Source organism: Leptolyngbya sp. FACHB-671, from assembly GCF_014695745.1.
Lineage (GTDB): Bacteria > Cyanobacteriota > Cyanobacteriia > Elainellales > Elainellaceae > JAAUTN01.
Map to the genome: position 1 here is coordinate 27,777 of NZ_JACJOV010000154.1, position 16,258 is coordinate 44,034.

The 16,258-nt window shown below is 47.8% G+C and carries 15 protein-coding genes; 7 read left to right on the forward strand and 8 right to left on the reverse strand.

Annotation, left to right across the window (positions count from 1 at the left end; genetic code table 11):
- Positions 1-122: 122 nt before the first annotated feature.
- The gene (locus H6F93_RS27925; RefSeq protein ID WP_190688198.1) at positions 123-3,890 is read right to left on the reverse strand and encodes a HEAT repeat domain-containing protein; all 3,768 of its coding nucleotides are present in this window, start codon (positions 3,888-3,890) and stop codon (positions 123-125) included.
- A 348-nt stretch (positions 3,891-4,238) separates the two neighbouring features.
- Positions 4,239-4,712: a hypothetical protein gene (locus tag H6F93_RS27930; protein WP_190688202.1), complete on the reverse strand. Its 474-nt coding sequence runs from the start codon at positions 4,710-4,712 to the stop codon at positions 4,239-4,241.
- A 273-nt stretch (positions 4,713-4,985) separates the two neighbouring features.
- On the opposite strand from H6F93_RS27930, the gene H6F93_RS27935 reads away from it, so the two are divergent.
- Entirely contained in the window at positions 4,986-5,705 is a 720-nt protein-coding gene (locus tag H6F93_RS27935) for a serine/threonine protein kinase (RefSeq protein ID WP_242043655.1), read from the forward strand.
- A 111-nt stretch (positions 5,706-5,816) separates the two neighbouring features.
- Here the strand turns inward: H6F93_RS27935 and H6F93_RS27940 are convergent, their stop codons facing one another.
- The 4 genes from H6F93_RS27940 to H6F93_RS27955 all read right to left on the reverse strand — a co-directional run bounded on the left by H6F93_RS27940 (position 5,817) and on the right by H6F93_RS27955 (position 8,782).
- Positions 5,817-6,446: an NADPH-dependent F420 reductase gene (locus H6F93_RS27940; RefSeq protein WP_190688205.1), complete on the reverse strand. Its 630-nt coding sequence runs from the start codon at positions 6,444-6,446 to the stop codon at positions 5,817-5,819.
- 107 nt (positions 6,447-6,553) lie between these two features.
- Positions 6,554-7,246 (reverse strand): NADPH-dependent F420 reductase, encoded by a 693-nt coding sequence (locus H6F93_RS27945; RefSeq protein WP_242043656.1) that lies wholly within the window; start codon positions 7,244-7,246, stop codon positions 6,554-6,556.
- Between the two features lie 37 nt (positions 7,247-7,283).
- Positions 7,284-7,862 (reverse strand): antibiotic biosynthesis monooxygenase, encoded by a 579-nt coding sequence (locus tag H6F93_RS27950; protein WP_190688208.1) that lies wholly within the window; start codon positions 7,860-7,862, stop codon positions 7,284-7,286.
- A 5-nt stretch (positions 7,863-7,867) separates the two neighbouring features.
- Positions 7,868-8,782, reverse strand: coding sequence for an SMP-30/gluconolactonase/LRE family protein (locus H6F93_RS27955; RefSeq protein ID WP_190688211.1), 915 nt, complete (start codon positions 8,780-8,782; stop codon positions 7,868-7,870).
- A gap of 162 nt (positions 8,783-8,944) precedes the next feature.
- On the opposite strand from H6F93_RS27955, the gene H6F93_RS35965 reads away from it, so the two are divergent.
- Positions 8,945-9,667 (forward strand): HxlR-like winged helix-turn-helix transcriptional regulator, encoded by a 723-nt coding sequence (locus H6F93_RS35965; RefSeq protein WP_190688214.1) that lies wholly within the window; start codon positions 8,945-8,947, stop codon positions 9,665-9,667.
- A 4-nt stretch (positions 9,668-9,671) separates the two neighbouring features.
- Here H6F93_RS35965 and H6F93_RS27965 read toward each other — a convergent pair whose 3' ends face one another.
- Entirely contained in the window at positions 9,672-9,959 is a 288-nt protein-coding gene (locus tag H6F93_RS27965; protein WP_190688217.1) for a hypothetical protein, read from the reverse strand.
- Positions 9,960-10,093: 134 nt separating this feature from the next.
- Between H6F93_RS27965 and H6F93_RS27970 the strand changes: the two genes are divergently transcribed.
- The 4 genes from H6F93_RS27970 to H6F93_RS27985 all read left to right on the forward strand — a co-directional run bounded on the left by H6F93_RS27970 (position 10,094) and on the right by H6F93_RS27985 (position 13,866).
- Positions 10,094-10,999 carry a LysR family transcriptional regulator gene (locus tag H6F93_RS27970; protein ID WP_190688220.1) on the forward strand — a complete coding sequence of 302 codons (906 nt, stop codon included), beginning with the start codon at positions 10,094-10,096 and terminating at the stop codon, positions 10,997-10,999.
- 237 nt (positions 11,000-11,236) lie between these two features.
- Complete coding sequence (locus H6F93_RS27975) at positions 11,237-12,535, forward strand: hypothetical protein (protein ID WP_190688223.1); 1,299 nt, start codon at positions 11,237-11,239, stop codon at positions 12,533-12,535.
- Between the two features lie 163 nt (positions 12,536-12,698).
- Positions 12,699-13,550, forward strand: a complete 852-nt coding sequence (locus H6F93_RS27980) for a DUF72 domain-containing protein (RefSeq protein WP_190688225.1) — start codon at positions 12,699-12,701, stop codon at positions 13,548-13,550.
- A gap of 112 nt (positions 13,551-13,662) precedes the next feature.
- Complete coding sequence (locus tag H6F93_RS27985) at positions 13,663-13,866, forward strand: hypothetical protein (RefSeq protein ID WP_190642523.1); 204 nt, start codon at positions 13,663-13,665, stop codon at positions 13,864-13,866.
- On the opposite strand, the gene H6F93_RS27990 is transcribed toward H6F93_RS27985, so the two are convergent.
- Positions 13,863-14,978, reverse strand: coding sequence for a carboxylate-amine ligase (locus H6F93_RS27990; RefSeq protein ID WP_190688228.1), 1,116 nt, complete (start codon positions 14,976-14,978; stop codon positions 13,863-13,865). The two genes, H6F93_RS27985 and H6F93_RS27990, sit on opposite strands and share 4 nt — an antisense overlap.
- 79 nt (positions 14,979-15,057) lie before the next feature.
- Here H6F93_RS27990 and H6F93_RS27995 point away from each other — a divergent pair, with 79 nt between their 5' ends.
- Complete coding sequence (locus tag H6F93_RS27995; RefSeq protein WP_242043657.1) at positions 15,058-16,230, forward strand: tetratricopeptide repeat protein; 1,173 nt, start codon at positions 15,058-15,060, stop codon at positions 16,228-16,230.
- The last annotated feature ends 28 nt before the right edge of the window (positions 16,231-16,258 follow it).

The following is a 16,258-nucleotide window of genomic DNA, read 5'->3' on the forward strand; positions in this document are numbered from 1 at the left end:
TATATCAGAATTTTAGCAAGGGGCGATCGCCATCAATGCTACCGCTAATTGCTCCTCCAAACTGCAATCCTTCTTTTATCTTGTATAGCAAAAGCAAAGCTCAGCTTTTTACCAACTATCAGTTACTTCGAGAATCGATAGAGAAATTTATTCTCCATCACACATTTAGCAAACTGTCTAACTAGTTCATCTGAGTCATTTTCTGCCCGATCTTGCAAAAGTGCCGGTACTTTAGGATGGTCAAGAAAATATTGAACGATTGCTGCAAGTGCAGCACGTCTTGGGTTATCTTGCCAGATCTCCTTATCATCTTGAGATGGAGCATTCAGAGTACAATCATGAAGAGGCTCAAAGATCTGAAGGTCATCCTTCCACCCTTCAACCAGTGCTTCTACGGCTGCACTGCGAACATATCCATCGGCATCTGATTGCACTCGCTCTTTGAGCATCGTTAATACATCAGGGTCATCCTTCCACCCTTCAGCTAGTGCTCGTAGGGCTGCACTGCGAACATATCCATCGGCATCTGATTGCACTCGCTCTTTGAGCATCGTTAATACATCAGGGTCATCCTTCCACCCTTCAGCTAGTGCTCGTAGGGCTGCACTGCGAACATATCCATCGGCATCTGATTGCACTCGCTCTTTGAGCATCGTTAATACATCAGGGTCATCCTTCCACCCTTCCACCAGTGCTTGTAGAGCTGTACGGTGAGCAAGTTCATTGGCATCTGATTGCACTCGCTCTTTGAGAATCGTTAATGTATCAGGGTCATCCTTCCAACCTTTAACTAATGCCTCTAGGGCTGCATGGCGAACATATCCATTGACATCTGATTGCACTCGCTCTTTGAGCATCGTTAATACATCAGGGTCATCCTTCCAGCTTTTAACTAACGCTTGCAAGGCTGCACGGCGAACGTATTCATCGGCGTCTGATTGCACTCGCTCTTTGAGAATTGTTAATGTATCAGGGCCATCTTTCCAGCTTTTAACTAACGCTTGTAAGGCTGCACGGCGAACGCTTTCTGATGCATCTGATTGCAGTTTCTTGAGCATCGTTAATGTATCAGGGTCATCCTTCCAACCTTCAGCCAGTGCTTCTATGGCTGTACGGCGAACAAGTTCGTTAACATCTAACTGCACTCGCTCTTTGAGAATCGTTAGTGTATCAGGGTCATCCTTCCAGTTTTTAACTAACGCTTGCAAGGCTGCATAGCGAACAAATTCATATGCATCTGATTGCACTCGCTCTTTGAGAATCGTTAGTGTATCAGGGTCATCCTTCCAGCTTTTAACTAACGCCTCTAGGGCTGCGCTGCGAACGTATTCATCGACGTCTGATTGCACTCGCTCTTTGAGAATCGTTAGTGTATCAGGATCATCTTTCCAGTTTTCAGCCAATGCCTGCAAGGCTGCGCTGCGAACATATTCACTAGCATCTGATTGCACTCGGTTTTTAAGCCAACAAGCAGTGCTAGTACATTCTCTCCAACCTTGAGAAATTTCCCGCACAGCCGTCGCTCTTACTGACCAATCACAACTTGATTGGGTTAAGTCTTTGAGCCAAGACAGAGTTTCCTCATCTCCTCTCCAAGTTTTTGCAATTGAAGAAACAGCTTTAGTACGATTTTTAATGACTCTTTGAGCTTCTTCTACTTCTTTAAATTGTATGAAAGAGTTAGCTTTTTTAATTGGTTCATAATAAGTCAAACTTCTCAAACTATTTAGCAAGTTAACGTCTGTTGTTCTGATGCTGGAACGGTTTCTAACCTCGGCAAGACATTCAGCAGCTAAAAACAAGTTACCAAATTCGTCTACTTCATCCTTTTGTTCAATTAAGTAATCAATTATTGCCGCAGCTACCGCTTCTCCAATCAGTCCGGAGATTAAGCGTAACACTTCATGCCAAGATTCCTCTCGCCAATGCTTACCAAACACCTCCGTTTTTAGCTGCTCCTCCGTAAGCTGCTCTTCTACAAGGGCACGGCGTTTTTCTAAGCGATCAACAAACTCTTTCGCACAGAAATACTCTAGAAAAGTACGATGTACAAACGCATAATCATCATCTCCTAAAAAGCATAAAATGAAATGCCGATCACGAAACCGTTCAATTAGTAAATCAGCCTTCTCTCTAGGCTGCTCAAAGCCTCTGGATCTCAAAAAATCGGTCAAAATCTCTTGTAGTTTTTCACCCAAAATCAAATTGCCTGCGAGTCCTTTTTCGCCAGACTGCATTTCATAGGCAATTCGACGTAGCATTGCTTGTTTTTCCACTCGTCCAATAGCATCTGCTGGAAGCTTTAAACTCTTGTAGTCCACATCCCAGTTGTAGAGCAACACTTGTGATGCCTGATCATAAAGTTCAGATCGGTCTTTAGGCAATTCTTGTTTACGATTCAAAATCGCCATCATCGTCAGCAGTAGTGGATTGCCTGCTAACTCACAAATTGAAACAGAATTTTTAATGGCAGACTCCAATCGAGATTGTAAGCGTGCTCGGTCTGGATCATTTCCAAGCGCAAGATCATGCCATCGGTCGATAAACTCCTGAATTTGGTCTGGGTTGAGATCTTGCAGAGTAAATTGATGAAAGCCTGCATTCTGCAATCGCTCTGAATTAGGATGACCCACATAGCCAACAATTCGTGACGTAACCAGAACACGCACTTTAGGGTATTCGTTTGTAAAACGTATAATTTCCGTCACAATCCTACTTCTAATACCTGGATCAAACACTTCATCCAGTCCATCAAACATTACCCGTGCTTGTCCCTGTCGAAGTAAATTGTCTACATCAAGCCGCTCTAAGCGACAGATAGTTCGGGAACCTTGGTGGAAATATTCTAAAAAGCTGGTGATTGAGCTATGTTCCTGAGTGTATTCCCTCAACTCAACCAATAGCGGTAACTCATTGTTTGGAGCCTCTGCCCAAGTTAACGCGAGGAATTGCAGCAAGGTGGATTTACCAGATCCCGGATCACCAACGACAACAGCAAGCTGATAGTTTGGCTCTTTCAAAACTTCTAATACCGGACGAGCAACCTTCTGCACGTATTCGCGTTTGTAACGCTCCAGATCCTCTGTAAATAAATCTGACTCTAATTGTTGTGCTTCTCCTAATCTCCGTTGAGTTTCCTTTGTCAAGTCATAGTGAGAGGGCGGCAAGGCTTCACGCACACTCTGCGGAATAAACATCTTCCACAATCGGAGTTTGTATTGCTGATGGGTAATGTCCAGTGTGTTGAGCCTCAAATACCCATAACTATCTTGCAAACTCTTCTGATATCTTTCGACACTGAATCCTGGAGAAATTCCCCTCAATTGAGCAGTATTGTGAGTCAGCTCAACAACGCCCTGCTCAATTGCCTCTAGCCGCTCAGAGTCAAGTATTTCTCTCAAATCAGGCGTTTCACGAACAATTTTTCTCACCTTACGAACATATTCATTCGCAATCCGACTCCAGCTAAAGTCATCAGGCATAGCGGGAAAAGGCTGTTTGTGAAACTTAGATTCTTGCCAAACTTCCTCTAAACGTTTGGTGTCAATCGTTTTGCAATCCTTCTCAAAAGCTTTTCCTAAAATTAGTTTGACTTCTTGTTCATGAATGAACTGTTCAATCTCCCGCTCATAGCGATCTCTAATCTCAACTTCATAAATTCCCCATTCCATTAGCTCATCCTGCACCAGCAGCAAAAAGTCAGTCACGGCTCGACCAATTGCTTCTTGCACAGGCTTTTTCTGGGCTAATGTCTTAGTACTTCCTATCCAATCCTGAAAAAAGCCTTTGACATAATCCTCCATTGCACCTTGTCCTATCTTCAGCAAGACATTCTGAAAGACAAATCCGGTGAACTCTGCTGTTCCGATTACTGCTAACCATTCCCACATCTTGCTGTGCCTGAAGGATAACTAAACGCTCCCAATATGGCACAAATTTTCGACTATCAAAGGTAAAACAATTGAAGAGAAATAGCCACATCAAGATCACACGATCGAGGTTCGTCGTTCCACCTTTTGACCTCCAAACTGGGCACTTTAGCCTTTCTACTTGGAACTCCGACCTCAGAACTTGGAACTCCGACCTTTTTGCTTAAAACTTTGACCTTTCTACTTCAAGCTCTAACCTTTTTACTTCAAAAATTAAGCTCAGAACCCGAAACGTCGAGCAAATTGCTCCAATTCCCAAGCTCTGAGCTTCAGTTGTCGTCTTCGGAGGTCAAATGGTCAGACTTTCGACTAAACCGTTCTCTCTTGGCTCTTCGCCTTCCGAGGTTTCCGGGCAAACCGTTGCCCCATCTCACCCACCACCGCATCCATCCCACCCACATTTCCACTCGCCTTCGCGTAGTTATACACCTGCAACGCCGCCGCATACGCCTCACTGCCCACCGCCAAGCAAGTATCATCCAACAATTCCTGTAGCTGCGTCATCGCCAGCAACAGCGGATACAGCGCCTCAAATAGCTGTACATCCTTCCGCAACTCCTCCAGGTCAAACGAACGCGGCAAAAAGTCTGGGTTCTGCGTCGCCACCTCCAACGCCTTACTCACAAACGCCCGACTCTTATCGCCCATCTTAGGTAGAGCCTTCCGCTCATCTGCACTCAAATCCACCGAAAACGGTAGCTTTGCCTTAATCGTCGCTACCGCGTCCATCACCGCATCCCGATCTGCCTGACTCAATGTTGCACTAATCGAAGTCGTATTCATCGTAGAAGTCTCCCTGGACTGAAAATTTCTTCATTAGAGTGCCCAAGTTGGGAAGCGATCGCCCTTCCTCACAACGTAGCGAACGATCCAGGTCGAAATCCTATTCGTGCGGCAGGCGGGAATTCCTTCAGATTAAGCATCAGCGCCCCCACAGTTTTTGCTCAACTTGCCTGATGGGATCGATCGCTCATTCTAAAATAAGATGCGAGGGAACTAGAGGCTTGCTTATTATTTTATTGGTAGGTTTAGTGAAATTAAGCGATTGCCTGATTTTTGTTTACTGATTGCCTGGGTTGGGCGATCGCCATCAATGTCGTGGATAAACGTATGAACCCATTCATCGACAAGATCTACCAGGAATTGCTCCCGGAGGTGCGGATTGAGAGCATTGATCCACACAACCCCGTAGTGATTCGCCATGTTCCGGTTCCCTGGCAACGACTCGGAGCCGGAAACTATGCGGCAGTGGTTTACCATCCTGACTATCCCAATCTGGTGGTAAAGATTTATGCGCCCGGACGACCTGGCTTTGAGGAAGAGCAAGAAGTTTACCGTCGTCTGGGTTCCCATCCAGCTTTTTCAGAGTGTTTTTATGCCGAGAAGAACTTTTTAGTCCTCAAACGCTTATATGGCGTAACGCTTTACGACTGCATGAACCGGGGTTTGCGAATTCCAGAACAGGTGATTAAAGATATTGACCGAGCGCTAGACTATGCGCGCGATCGCGGTTTGCATCCCCATGACGTTCACGGGCGCAATGTGATGATGTTCGACGGCAGAGGACTGGTTGTCGATGTTTCAGATTTCCTCCACGAAGAGGAATGTTCCGCCTGGGAAAATCTCAAGAAGGCATATTACTGGTTTTACCTACCCGTTCTCTCACGATTTCGGCTACGAGTGCCCTATTTTGTTCTAGATATGGTGCGCGCAGGCTACCGTCTCTTCCGCCGCATCAAACGTTTCAGGCTACGGAGTAGTCCCAAGTCTCCATAGGCATAGGGGCGCAGCATTCGGCAAACGGACTTTGGAATAGACAGAGAATCTTTGCCCGAATGCTACGCCCTCCGAACGCTACGCCTCACAGAGAAATGCGATCGCATCCCTCTAACGCTGCAACAGTTTCATTGCCACCTGTCCCATTTGCTGCACGTAGGCAAGCTGAACTAATAGCATTCCAGCAGGCTCAACATAACGGGCATTTCGCAATGGTCCAGCATCAATGGGTTCAGATCCGGTTTCACGCAGCAAGTCAGCCGCGATCGCCTTTGCTTCTGCATCATCGCCACAGTAAAACACCGTTGGAGTTTGCCCATTAAATTGCGTAGAAGGGGAATGCAGCACCTCTGCAAACAAGGGCATTGATTCCACTAAACGCGCACCTGGAGCAAGTTTAGCGATCTCTTCCGCCGCAGAAGTAGTAGTGCCAACTGCCAATCCACTCATGTCCGGCAAGAGCGCATTCACACAGCTAAACAAGATCTTGCCGTCCAGCGAACCTGCCTGCTGAAGTGCATCTTCAACCGCTGCCCAGGCAACTGATAGCACCACCACATCGGCAAACTGTACCGCTTCGGCAGGCGTGCCGGTCAACGTCTCTGGACTCACGGATGCTGCGGCTGCTTTAAGCTTTTCTGGGCTACGGGAGTAGCTGAACATGAGTTGATGTCCATTTTTTGCCCAAAATTTACCCATACCCGCACCCATGTTGCCTGCGCCAATAATGCCAATTTTCATTGCTTTACTCCCGGTTGTATTTCCTAACGACTCACTTTATTGCCAATTTGAACGGACAAGATGCCCATTCTATAAAGGCTCCAGAAGTTGCACGTCACAAACATCTTTTACCCAAGCTTGGAAGCTTGTCTGCCACCTAACCGCTGTTCCTGAGCGGGTGGAAAAGAATGAACTGAGATCGTGGCATAAGCTCCCATCTGTTGCCCAATAATCAGCAACCGGATGAAGTCTCCTAGCCCCTCAATTAATCGGGCACGACGCAACTCACCACAATCAAGTGGGTTAAATCCGATATCTTGAACAAGCTGCATTACTGTTTGTCTAGCAGATTCGTCATCTCCTGCTACAAAGACTGATACGCTGTGAGATTTGAGTGGTTCTGGAGCCAGTTCAAATAACTCTTGTGCCATAGTGTTGAAGGCTTTTACCACTTTTGCCTGGGGCACCTCACCAGCTAGTTTCTCAGCCAAGGATTGAGTGATTGGTGGATAAGCGAAGCCCTCTGGGATTTCCTGATTGTTGCAATCGATCAAAATTTTGCCTGCAAGGACATCTGTTGAAGTCAACACTTCTGCTGGATCAACACCTCGAATCGTATACAGCAAAACATCTCCAAAGGCAGCAGCTTGATCGTTTGTCCCTCCCTGGGTATTCTCACCTGCGATCGCCACAATTGCCTGACCTTTCTCCGCAGTGCGGGCACCAAAAAATACTTCATGCCCCTGCTCAGCCCATAGAATGCCGAGCGATCGGCCCATATTACCGCTGCCAATGATGCCAATTTTCATTGTTCTTCTCATAGTGTTGTTCTTGAAAAGTTTTAACTCATTTCGGCAATCATGGATGTAGTTTTGGATATAGCCATCCAGCAAATAGCCTGGTCAGTCGAGGCATAACGACATAAGTCATGATTGAAACTATTAACAAGACGACTACCAAAGTTCGCAGTAAAGGAGGGAGTGGCAGGAGTAATGGCACAATAAACGTTGTGGCTAAGTTAAGTAGAATGAAAATGGCAATTCCCGAAAGAATAACCATTTTGTAGCGAGGTGGTGGGGATAAACCGGGTTGAGTGGGCAGGGTAAACCAGGTTTCTAGTCCAGTGAGAACAGAGATTTGTCCCGTATCAACGGTGAGTTGGCTGGCGCGTTTGAGTAACTTCTGTCGCAGAGGCGAAGCCTCCCACTGTTTGAGATGACTGACGCGATCGAATTTAAACACAATTCGATACTCAGGACTGGTGCTGCCGGAGCGAAATACATTTACGCCGAGATGTCCTTTAAAGGAACGGGCGGCTGCAATCAGATCGGTAAGAACTTGCTCAAAAGCCATTTCACAGCCTGGTTTAACCCGTTGCAGCACATCGACGGTGACTGGTGGATCATCCGCATTGTTGACGGAATCTATGATATTCAAGCTGATCACTCTCCCAGTTGCAATCCTGGAATTCCCACCTCAAGGCAAACTACCCTTCCAGGCTCAACTCCTGTTGAAGGCGGAAAAGACATGCCGCCGTTGGTGACAACGTAAATGCTGGTGCAAGCTTCTCCCCGCCCAAACGCAAGCGCTGTGCTACCCGTCATGTCTTCTGCGGCTCCAGCAATAATTGTGGCCTCTCCCACGGGTGAAATTCTCACTACGCTGTTATAGATGTGAGTGGTGCCATAGAGATTTCCCTGCTGATCAAAAGCAAAGTCATCCAGATTAATCGGAGCCACAAACACTTCGGGTTTGCCAGGTTGTCCGTTTGCGATGGGGATTTTGACGAGCTGCATTTTCTCTGTGTTGGAGGCATAAAGCACTCCCTCAAAAATCTTTAACCCATTGACCGCTGGAAATTCGCTGTCCGAAGAACTGCGGGCTAAGTGAGGATGCTCAAGCCAGATCTCAGCCTTTTTTTCGGATACTGTGAGTTGCCAAATGGCTCCCCGGTAGGAGTCAGCAATTAGGATGCGATCGCCATCTAAAAGCGTCATGCCATTAAGAAAAACAGCATCTGGTAATGTCACTAAAACACTGGTTTCTCCCTCTGACGAGACATTGTACACAGTGGAAATATTCTGCTCATCCCAGGCACTCAGCAGCAGATTGTCATCCGGCAGAAAGGCTAGTCCCGTTGCTTTACCAGCAATTTGAGCATGGAGAATGGGCGGGTTGTTTGCTTCAATTCGCCAGATGCTACCTTCATAGTGATTAGTGACGAAAAGGGTATTGTTTGCATCAACAGCAATGCTTTCTAAAAAGGTATTGACTGGAAATTCTGCGATCGCCTTTGCTGGAACCGGAGCAGTTGGCGTTTCCGCAAAAAGGGGAGGTAATCCCGGTGAGTCAGCCATGCAAATATTTCCTTGTCTATTTTCTAGTATCGCTAAAGACTAGACCAGATTTGCCCAAATTGTTTTGTACTGCGTGTAACTCTCCAATGCTTCTGCACCAGTACCAGTAGTATCATGCACAGTTAATTGTTACCAAATGGTTACTAGCAGGATTTCGTCACTATGGTCGAAAAGCAGTATGGTTGCCCGGTCGAATTTACGCTAGACAAAATTGGCGGCAAGTGGAAATGTGTGATTCTCTGGTGGTTGCGGCGAGGCACAAAGCGATTTGGTGAACTGATGCAGTTGATGCCAGGAATTAGCCGAAAGGTATTAACCACTCAACTACGTGAACTTGAAGCAGACGGCTTGATTAGTCGTCAAGTGTTTCAGGAAACACCGCCGCGTGTAGAGTATTCGCTGACGGCATACGGCGAGACACTGCGACCGATCACAGAATTGATGTGTAACTGGGGCAAGGCCAATGCTCCAGAGTTTCAGTTTGGCGTGATGTGTTTGCGTGGATTGCGAATTTTGGCGATCGCCAACTCACTCCTACGCCAACGACTAGAAGCTGAATTAGGTGAGTTGCGCGGCGCAAATTTAACAATCACTTCACTGGCGATCGCCCTCAACACCCTCAACCAGATCCGCCCAGACATTGTGTTGATCGATTTTAGTGTTGACGAGGATTTTAGTCTGCTCCACAATCCACTTAAAACATTAGCTACAGATTCTCAAAAGTCAATTCCAGTAATTGTTTTGACTGCTAATGATCATGAGCGCGATCGCGCTCTTTTGCAAGGGTTTTCACTTCATTTGATGGAGCCAGTGGAGACTTCAGAACTGGTGGGGGCGATCGCCAATTTAACCACGACAGAAGATGCCGAAAGTTACATGGAATGAGCTATTACCGCTGTTCAAGCCACCGCCGCACTTCCGCTTCTGAAACATTGTAAATTCCTTTCCCGGTAGCAGGGTCATAAGCACTCCACAAAATATCTTCGGGATGTGCCTTGGAATGCTGGAAGTTCTGCCATGCTTGAACCTCCGGTTCCTTCCCAATTAGTAAATGAATCAAAAATTGCTGGATATTTTCTGCCCAATTTTTGGTAGTAACCTGGGAGAAATTAGCGGCTGAGTGGTCGGAAGAGTAACACCTTACATCAGACTTAGAATTAGATGGAGAATGATTCACGATCACTGCCTCTCACAAAATATGGTTTCTAATCTCACGTTAGAAATTTAATTTTCTAAGATCAAAATGCTCTCTATATAGTTGCCATCAGTAAAATCGATGGATAATACCTATGTGTTGTTTTGGTCAGGCGAATGAAACCCAACCCCAAAAGTTCATTCACACTGACACAACTGCGAATTTTAATTGCGATCGCTACTTATGGAAGTTTTAGCGAAGCAGCATTGCAGTTAGAGATGTCTCAGTCGTCAGTGAGTAATGCGATCGCCACTCTCGAAACCGAACTCGGAGTCATTTTATTTGTCCGGGGTCGTCAGGGTGCCAGTCTGACACCTGTAGGTGAGCAAGTGTTAGCCTACGCCAAGCAAATGATGCAGCTTCAGGAAGAGATTTACAAAACCGTTAACCTTGCTAAAACGCTTCAGGGCGGGCAGGTTCGTATTACTTCATTTCGCAGCATCACTACTCATGTTTTGTCGGGCGTGATTGCTCAGTTTCGGCAACGGTTTCCCCAGATTGGCGTGACTATTTTGGAACAATGGGACAATCAACACATTGTCAGTGCTTTGCGTCAGGGGCAGGCAGACATCGGCATTATTGATCATCCGCTGGATGATCAGTTTGACACCTGGGAACTGTTGCAAGATGAGTATGTTGTCCTGTTGCCGTCCTCCTTTCAGGTCAAGGGAACTGGGTTAGATTGGGACGATTTACGCAATTATCCCTTTGTGATGTTCTCAGAAGGCGATCAGCATGACGAAGAGGTTTTTGCTCACTGTTCTGTCTTTGATACATTCTTGAAAGTCGCTTACTGGGTCAAGGCAGATTCCAGCATTGTCAGCATGGTGGCTCAGGGGTTAGGAGCGACCATTATTCCTCGTCTCGCAGCCGAACCAATTCCCAATACCATTCAGGTATTCAGCTTACCTGTACCGCTATTTCGTATGGTTCAAGTGGCAGTTTTGGCAGATGCTTTGTTTCCACCCCCCGTTTTTGCATTTTTGGAAATGCTCAAATCTGAGTCCAGATTCTATATCTGAGTTGCCGCTTTTACTGTGGAATGATCTGCGATGTTGATCGAAATCACTCACGCTAGCTAAGCAACTATTTATACTTCTGCACATTGGCAAGCCTTCAACATTTTTATTCTTACAGATTGAATTCTTGCAGTTCAAAAACCTTTGCGGTCTGCGAAACAGCCCTCACCAGACTAGTAGAGATCATCAGTAGCCACCTCCCTTTGGGCAAGCTTAAGGGTAAATTACTTCACTCACCTTATGCCAGTCTTTAAACGTCCGCTCAGCTTCCTGAACCGAAATACTCAGAAAGCTTCAGGATTCACTCCCAATCCCACATCATCGGTACTACAGCCGCCAGCATCCGCGCCACAGCAACCCAAAACCCTCGCTCAGCTAGAGCAGGAAATGGCAGCCGAGGCACAAGTTCTACCGACCCGACCGATGCGGCATTCCCCTAACCCTATCGGGCGGACGTTTAACAAAATCAAATGGACTGTTATTTTGCTTGGTATTCCGGCTGGCATGGTTTGGTTTGTGAACCTGCCTTACCCAATGATTCGCCGTCCAGTGGCGGAGGCTGCTCCTATCTTGCTGCTGCCCAGCTACATCAGCATGGACAACCACTATCGGCAGGCGATCGCTTCTGTAGAGCAAGCCGAACAGCTAATCAACAACCCCACCAGTCCCGCCGATATCGACCTGGGAGAGCAAAAAGTCGAGCAAGCACAAAAAAGCCTCAACGCATTGCCAATTGGATTCCTCAACGACTTTCCAGAATACCGCTACTGGTGGTACGACTGGCGCTTTAGCAGCAGCCGATTCTATGATGCTCGCACCACCGTTGCTCAGTTAGAAGCTGTGGTCTTTCAGGAGAAAAACGCTCAGGTAGCCTTGTTTGATGCGGAGCAGGCACTTAACACAGCGAAACAGCAGTATCAGCAGGCAACTACATCTGTTGATAAAGGAGTGGCGATCGCCGCTTGGCAATCTGCCCTCGACCAGCTTGCTGTAATCCCTAGTCAAACTCTTGCAGGTAGAACGGCTCAGCAGAAGTATGTAGCCGCTGAGCGTGATTTTGCGGCGATCGTTGGAGTTGCTGCTGGAAACGAGCGAACAAGCGCCATGATTGAGGCAGCAAGGGGGTTTGCATGGGAGGCTGCAAAAGCCGGACAAAACCCGCCTCACTCGGTCGAGCAATGGTTACAGGTCGAGGCTTTGTGGCAGCAAGCTATTCAGGGACTTGAGCAAGTTCCGAATGATGACCTAGTTGGTTATGCAGAAGCACAGCGGCTTTTGGCAGAGTACAACGCTAACTTAGGTCAAATCCGAGTTCGTCAGGAAAATGAACGGATTTCTGTAGCTGCTCTACAACGTGCAAAAGACCAAATTGCTTGGGTGAATAACTATGTTGATGGAGATATAGGCTACATCGCCAGCGAGTTGCAGTCAATCATTAATGATTTGGAAAAAGTTGAGGAAGGCACAACGGCCTATCTGGAAGCTCAAGAACTGCTACTCCTTGCAAATAACAAGCTTAATCAGCTTCAACCTCAATAGCCCCAACACAGGAAAAGTGATGGCTACATGAGTGAGGAATGGGTAGGGGCGCATCATTCGGCAGCTTATTCTAAGCTTGCAATACAATTCTCGCCCGAATGCTACGCCCACACAGAATTTGCATCATCTTAGCTGTGTCATTTCATTGCGGTACGATAAATGAATGAATTTCCGCTTAGGGTGCGCAATTTGGGCTTACAAGGAGTGGGTGGGCGACCTGTTTCCGCCGGGAAGCCGTGCGTCTGAGTTTTTGCAGTTGTACAGCAGACGGTTTACAGCGGTTGAGGGCAACACCACGTTTTACTCCGTTCCTAACGCTGAAATGGTGCAGCGATGGGCAACGGAGACACCACCAGGGTTTAAGTTTTGCCTGAAGTTGCCGAGAGATGTCACCCATCAAGGTTTGTTGGTACCTCAAATTCCAAGGGCGATCGCCTTCTTAGAACAGATGCAGGGATTGGGCGATCGCCTCGGACCCATCTTTGCCCAACTGCCACCTAGCTACAGCCCTGCCAGCCTGGATGACTTGAGCAACTTTCTCACTGCCTATGCGACCAAAACACCATTAGCAGTTGAGGTGCGTCACTCGGATTGGTTTCAGCCTTCTCACACAAACCAGCTCAACGCAGTGCTAGAAAAATTTGGCGTTGGGCGCGTTTTGCTTGATACTCGCCCAATTTATGAGTGTCCTGGCGATCCGCAGCTCAACTCCGAACGACGTAAACCCAAAGTGCCCTTGCAGCCGACCGTGACGGCAAACTTTAGCCTGATCCGCTACATCAGCCACCCTGAACAGGAGATGAATCAGCGGTTTCTAGCAGAATGGGTAACTCATGTGGATCAGTGGTTGCGTCAGGGCACACAGACTTATTTCTTTGTGCATTGCCCAGTTGAGGCGCGATCGCCTGCCAATGCTCGTCATTTTCAGCAGCTATTAGAACAGCACGGTGCGCCCGTTCCAGCTTTACCCTGGGAAGCGATCGCTCCTCCCCCTTCACAACTCAGTCTGTTTTAGTTTTGGGTCTTGTTACTCTTTATCTCTCCTTCTCCCTGCCGCTGCCGCTGCCCTTCCCTCCTGATAGGATGGAGTTCAGGTCACAATTGATGCAGCTAATACAAAGGTCACTATGGCTTCAGACGAAAAAAATATTGTTCCAACTCAGCCTTCTAAAGGGTTTCAGGCTCAGTCAGAATCTGCAAAGCCAGCAAAGGATGAGCGTCAACAGCTTTCTATCTACCGCAAATCCGAGCTTTACCCGTTACCTAACAATCGACCGATCGCCGACAACGATGTTGACAACCCAGATGAGCTAATGGGCTACCTGGACTAGGTTACGTCTTTTGCGGTTTCTGCCACCAGCAGATCGACTACATCCTCCATGCTGTTTCGGCGCTGGTATGCTTGCCGTTGCCGATCGGCACTCGTTCCATATTGCAAAGTGTGGTAGACGAGTTGAGAGACTTCATCCCAATCTCCCTGAGCCTCAAGAGCAGGTTTGACAAAGTTCAGCAGTTTGTCAATCATTTCACGAGCCGGAAGAGCCCGTTTATTGATCACATCAATCAGATGTTCTGTTAAGCCATGACGGGCAGCGTGCCAGTGAGCAGCCCGCAAAATCTCAGGACGAACATCTGTAAAGGGTTGATTTTCTGTCACCTCGCCATAGCAGGTTTGCGCCAGGGCACGGGTTAGCCCAGCGACCATGACGGCTTCGTCGATGGTGGTGCAGACATCGGTGACACGAAATTCGATGGTAGGAAAGCGTTCTGATAGGCGAACGTCCCAGTAGATTTTGGTGCCGTCTTTGATCGTTTCGGTCGCAATCAAGTCTTGGATGAGCGCATCATAGTCTGCTTTAGACTTGAATGCTAAAGGAAGTCCGGCCATGGGCCAGCGGCTCCAAAGTTCTGTTCTATAGCTTGCATAGCCTGTGTCTTCGCCTTGCCAAAAAGGAGAGCCTGATGCCAGTGCCAGCAAGGGAGACAGCCACAGACGGGCACGATTCATTACCTGGACGGCAATTTCGCGATCGCTCACTCCGACATGGACGTGACAGCCAAAGATAATCAGGTCGCGCATCAACTGCTGATAGTCCACAATTAAGCCTTTATAGCGCTCTCTGGGCGTCACCTGCTGGTCTGCCCATTTGGAAAAGGGATGCGTTCCGGCGGCAGCAATTTGGCTTCCGTCTTTGGCGGCAGCAGCAATGATTGCACCTCTCAGGCGAATTAGCTCTGAACGAACCTCTGCAAGGGTATGACAAACTTTTGTCGCAATTTCGATTTGCGAGAGGTACACTTCAGGCTGCACGGTGTCACCCAGGGTTTCCTGGGCGTTTGTTAAGATACGGGTGCCGTGAGGACACAGTTCTCGTGTGGTTGGGTCGATTATCTGATATTCTTCTTCGACACCGAGGGTAAATTCTTGGGCTTGGGGTGACATATCGGATATTTCCTTTCGTTAAAACGCCCCAAAAATATTCTCTTTGCAGGGGTGGGTAGCGATGAGTTTGAGCCTATGCATGATTGTAAGAGACGAGGCGGAGAATCTACCGTCCTGTTTGAATAGTGTCAAGGCAGCCGTGGATGAAATGGTGGTGTTGGACACAGGTTCAACAGATGAGACGGTGGCGATCGCCCAATCCTTTGGCGCACAGGTACATCACTTTGACTGGTGTGATGACTTCTCAGCCGCCCGTAATGCCGCGCTTCAGCACGTCACTGGTGATTGGGTGCTGGTTTTAGATGCAGACGAACGGCTGGAAACTGGAATTGTGCCTCAACTCAAGCAAGTGATGCAGCTAAACACTTGCCTGGTAGTGAATCTGGTGCGTCAGGAAATTGGGGCAACACAATCGCCCTATTCACTGGTGTCACGGTTGTTTCGCCGTCATCCTAAGATTCAGTTTTTGCGTCCTTACCATGCAATGGTAGATGATAGCGTTGCCGCAATTCTTCAGCGAGAACCCCAGTGGCAGGTGGTGGAGTTGCCAGATGTGGCGATTTTGCATGAGGGTTATCAGGCGGGGGCGATCGCCAGTCGCGATAAGCTGCAAAAAGCTCGAATGACGATGGAGCGTTTTCTAGTCAAGCATCCTGGCGATCCCTATGTTTGCAGTAAGTTGGGGGCATTGTATGTGCAAATCGACAAAGTTAGCTACGGGATTGAACTGCTAGAACGCGGCTTAAAGTCAGCGCAGGTTGATCCCCCAATTGGCTATGAGTTGCACTATCACTTGGGCATTGCCTACAGCCGCTTGCAGCACCTCGACCAGGCAGGAATGTACTATCAGTTAGCGATTCAGCAGCCAATTTTGCCCCGTCTAAAGTTAGGAGCCTACAACAACCTGGGTAATTTACGCAAAGCCACAGGCGATTTAACTGGAGCAAAAGCCGTCTACGAGCAAGCGCTGAGAGTTGATCCCAGTTTCACAATGGGTCATTACAATCTGGGCATGACGCTCAAGGCGATGGGGCAACTGGGGGAAGCGATCGCCCAATACCAGCAAGCCATTCAGCTTAACCCAAACTATGCTGAGGCTTACCAAAACTTAGGGGTAACGCTACTTAAGCTGGGTAAAGTGGCAGAGAGCCTAGCCGCCTTTGAACGGGCGATCGCCCTGCACCAACAGCATGACCCCACTGAAGCGCAGCGATTGCGCCAGGGTTTACAGGAAATGGGATTCCAAGTTTAATCAGGCATAGGTCATCAATTTGCCTGAA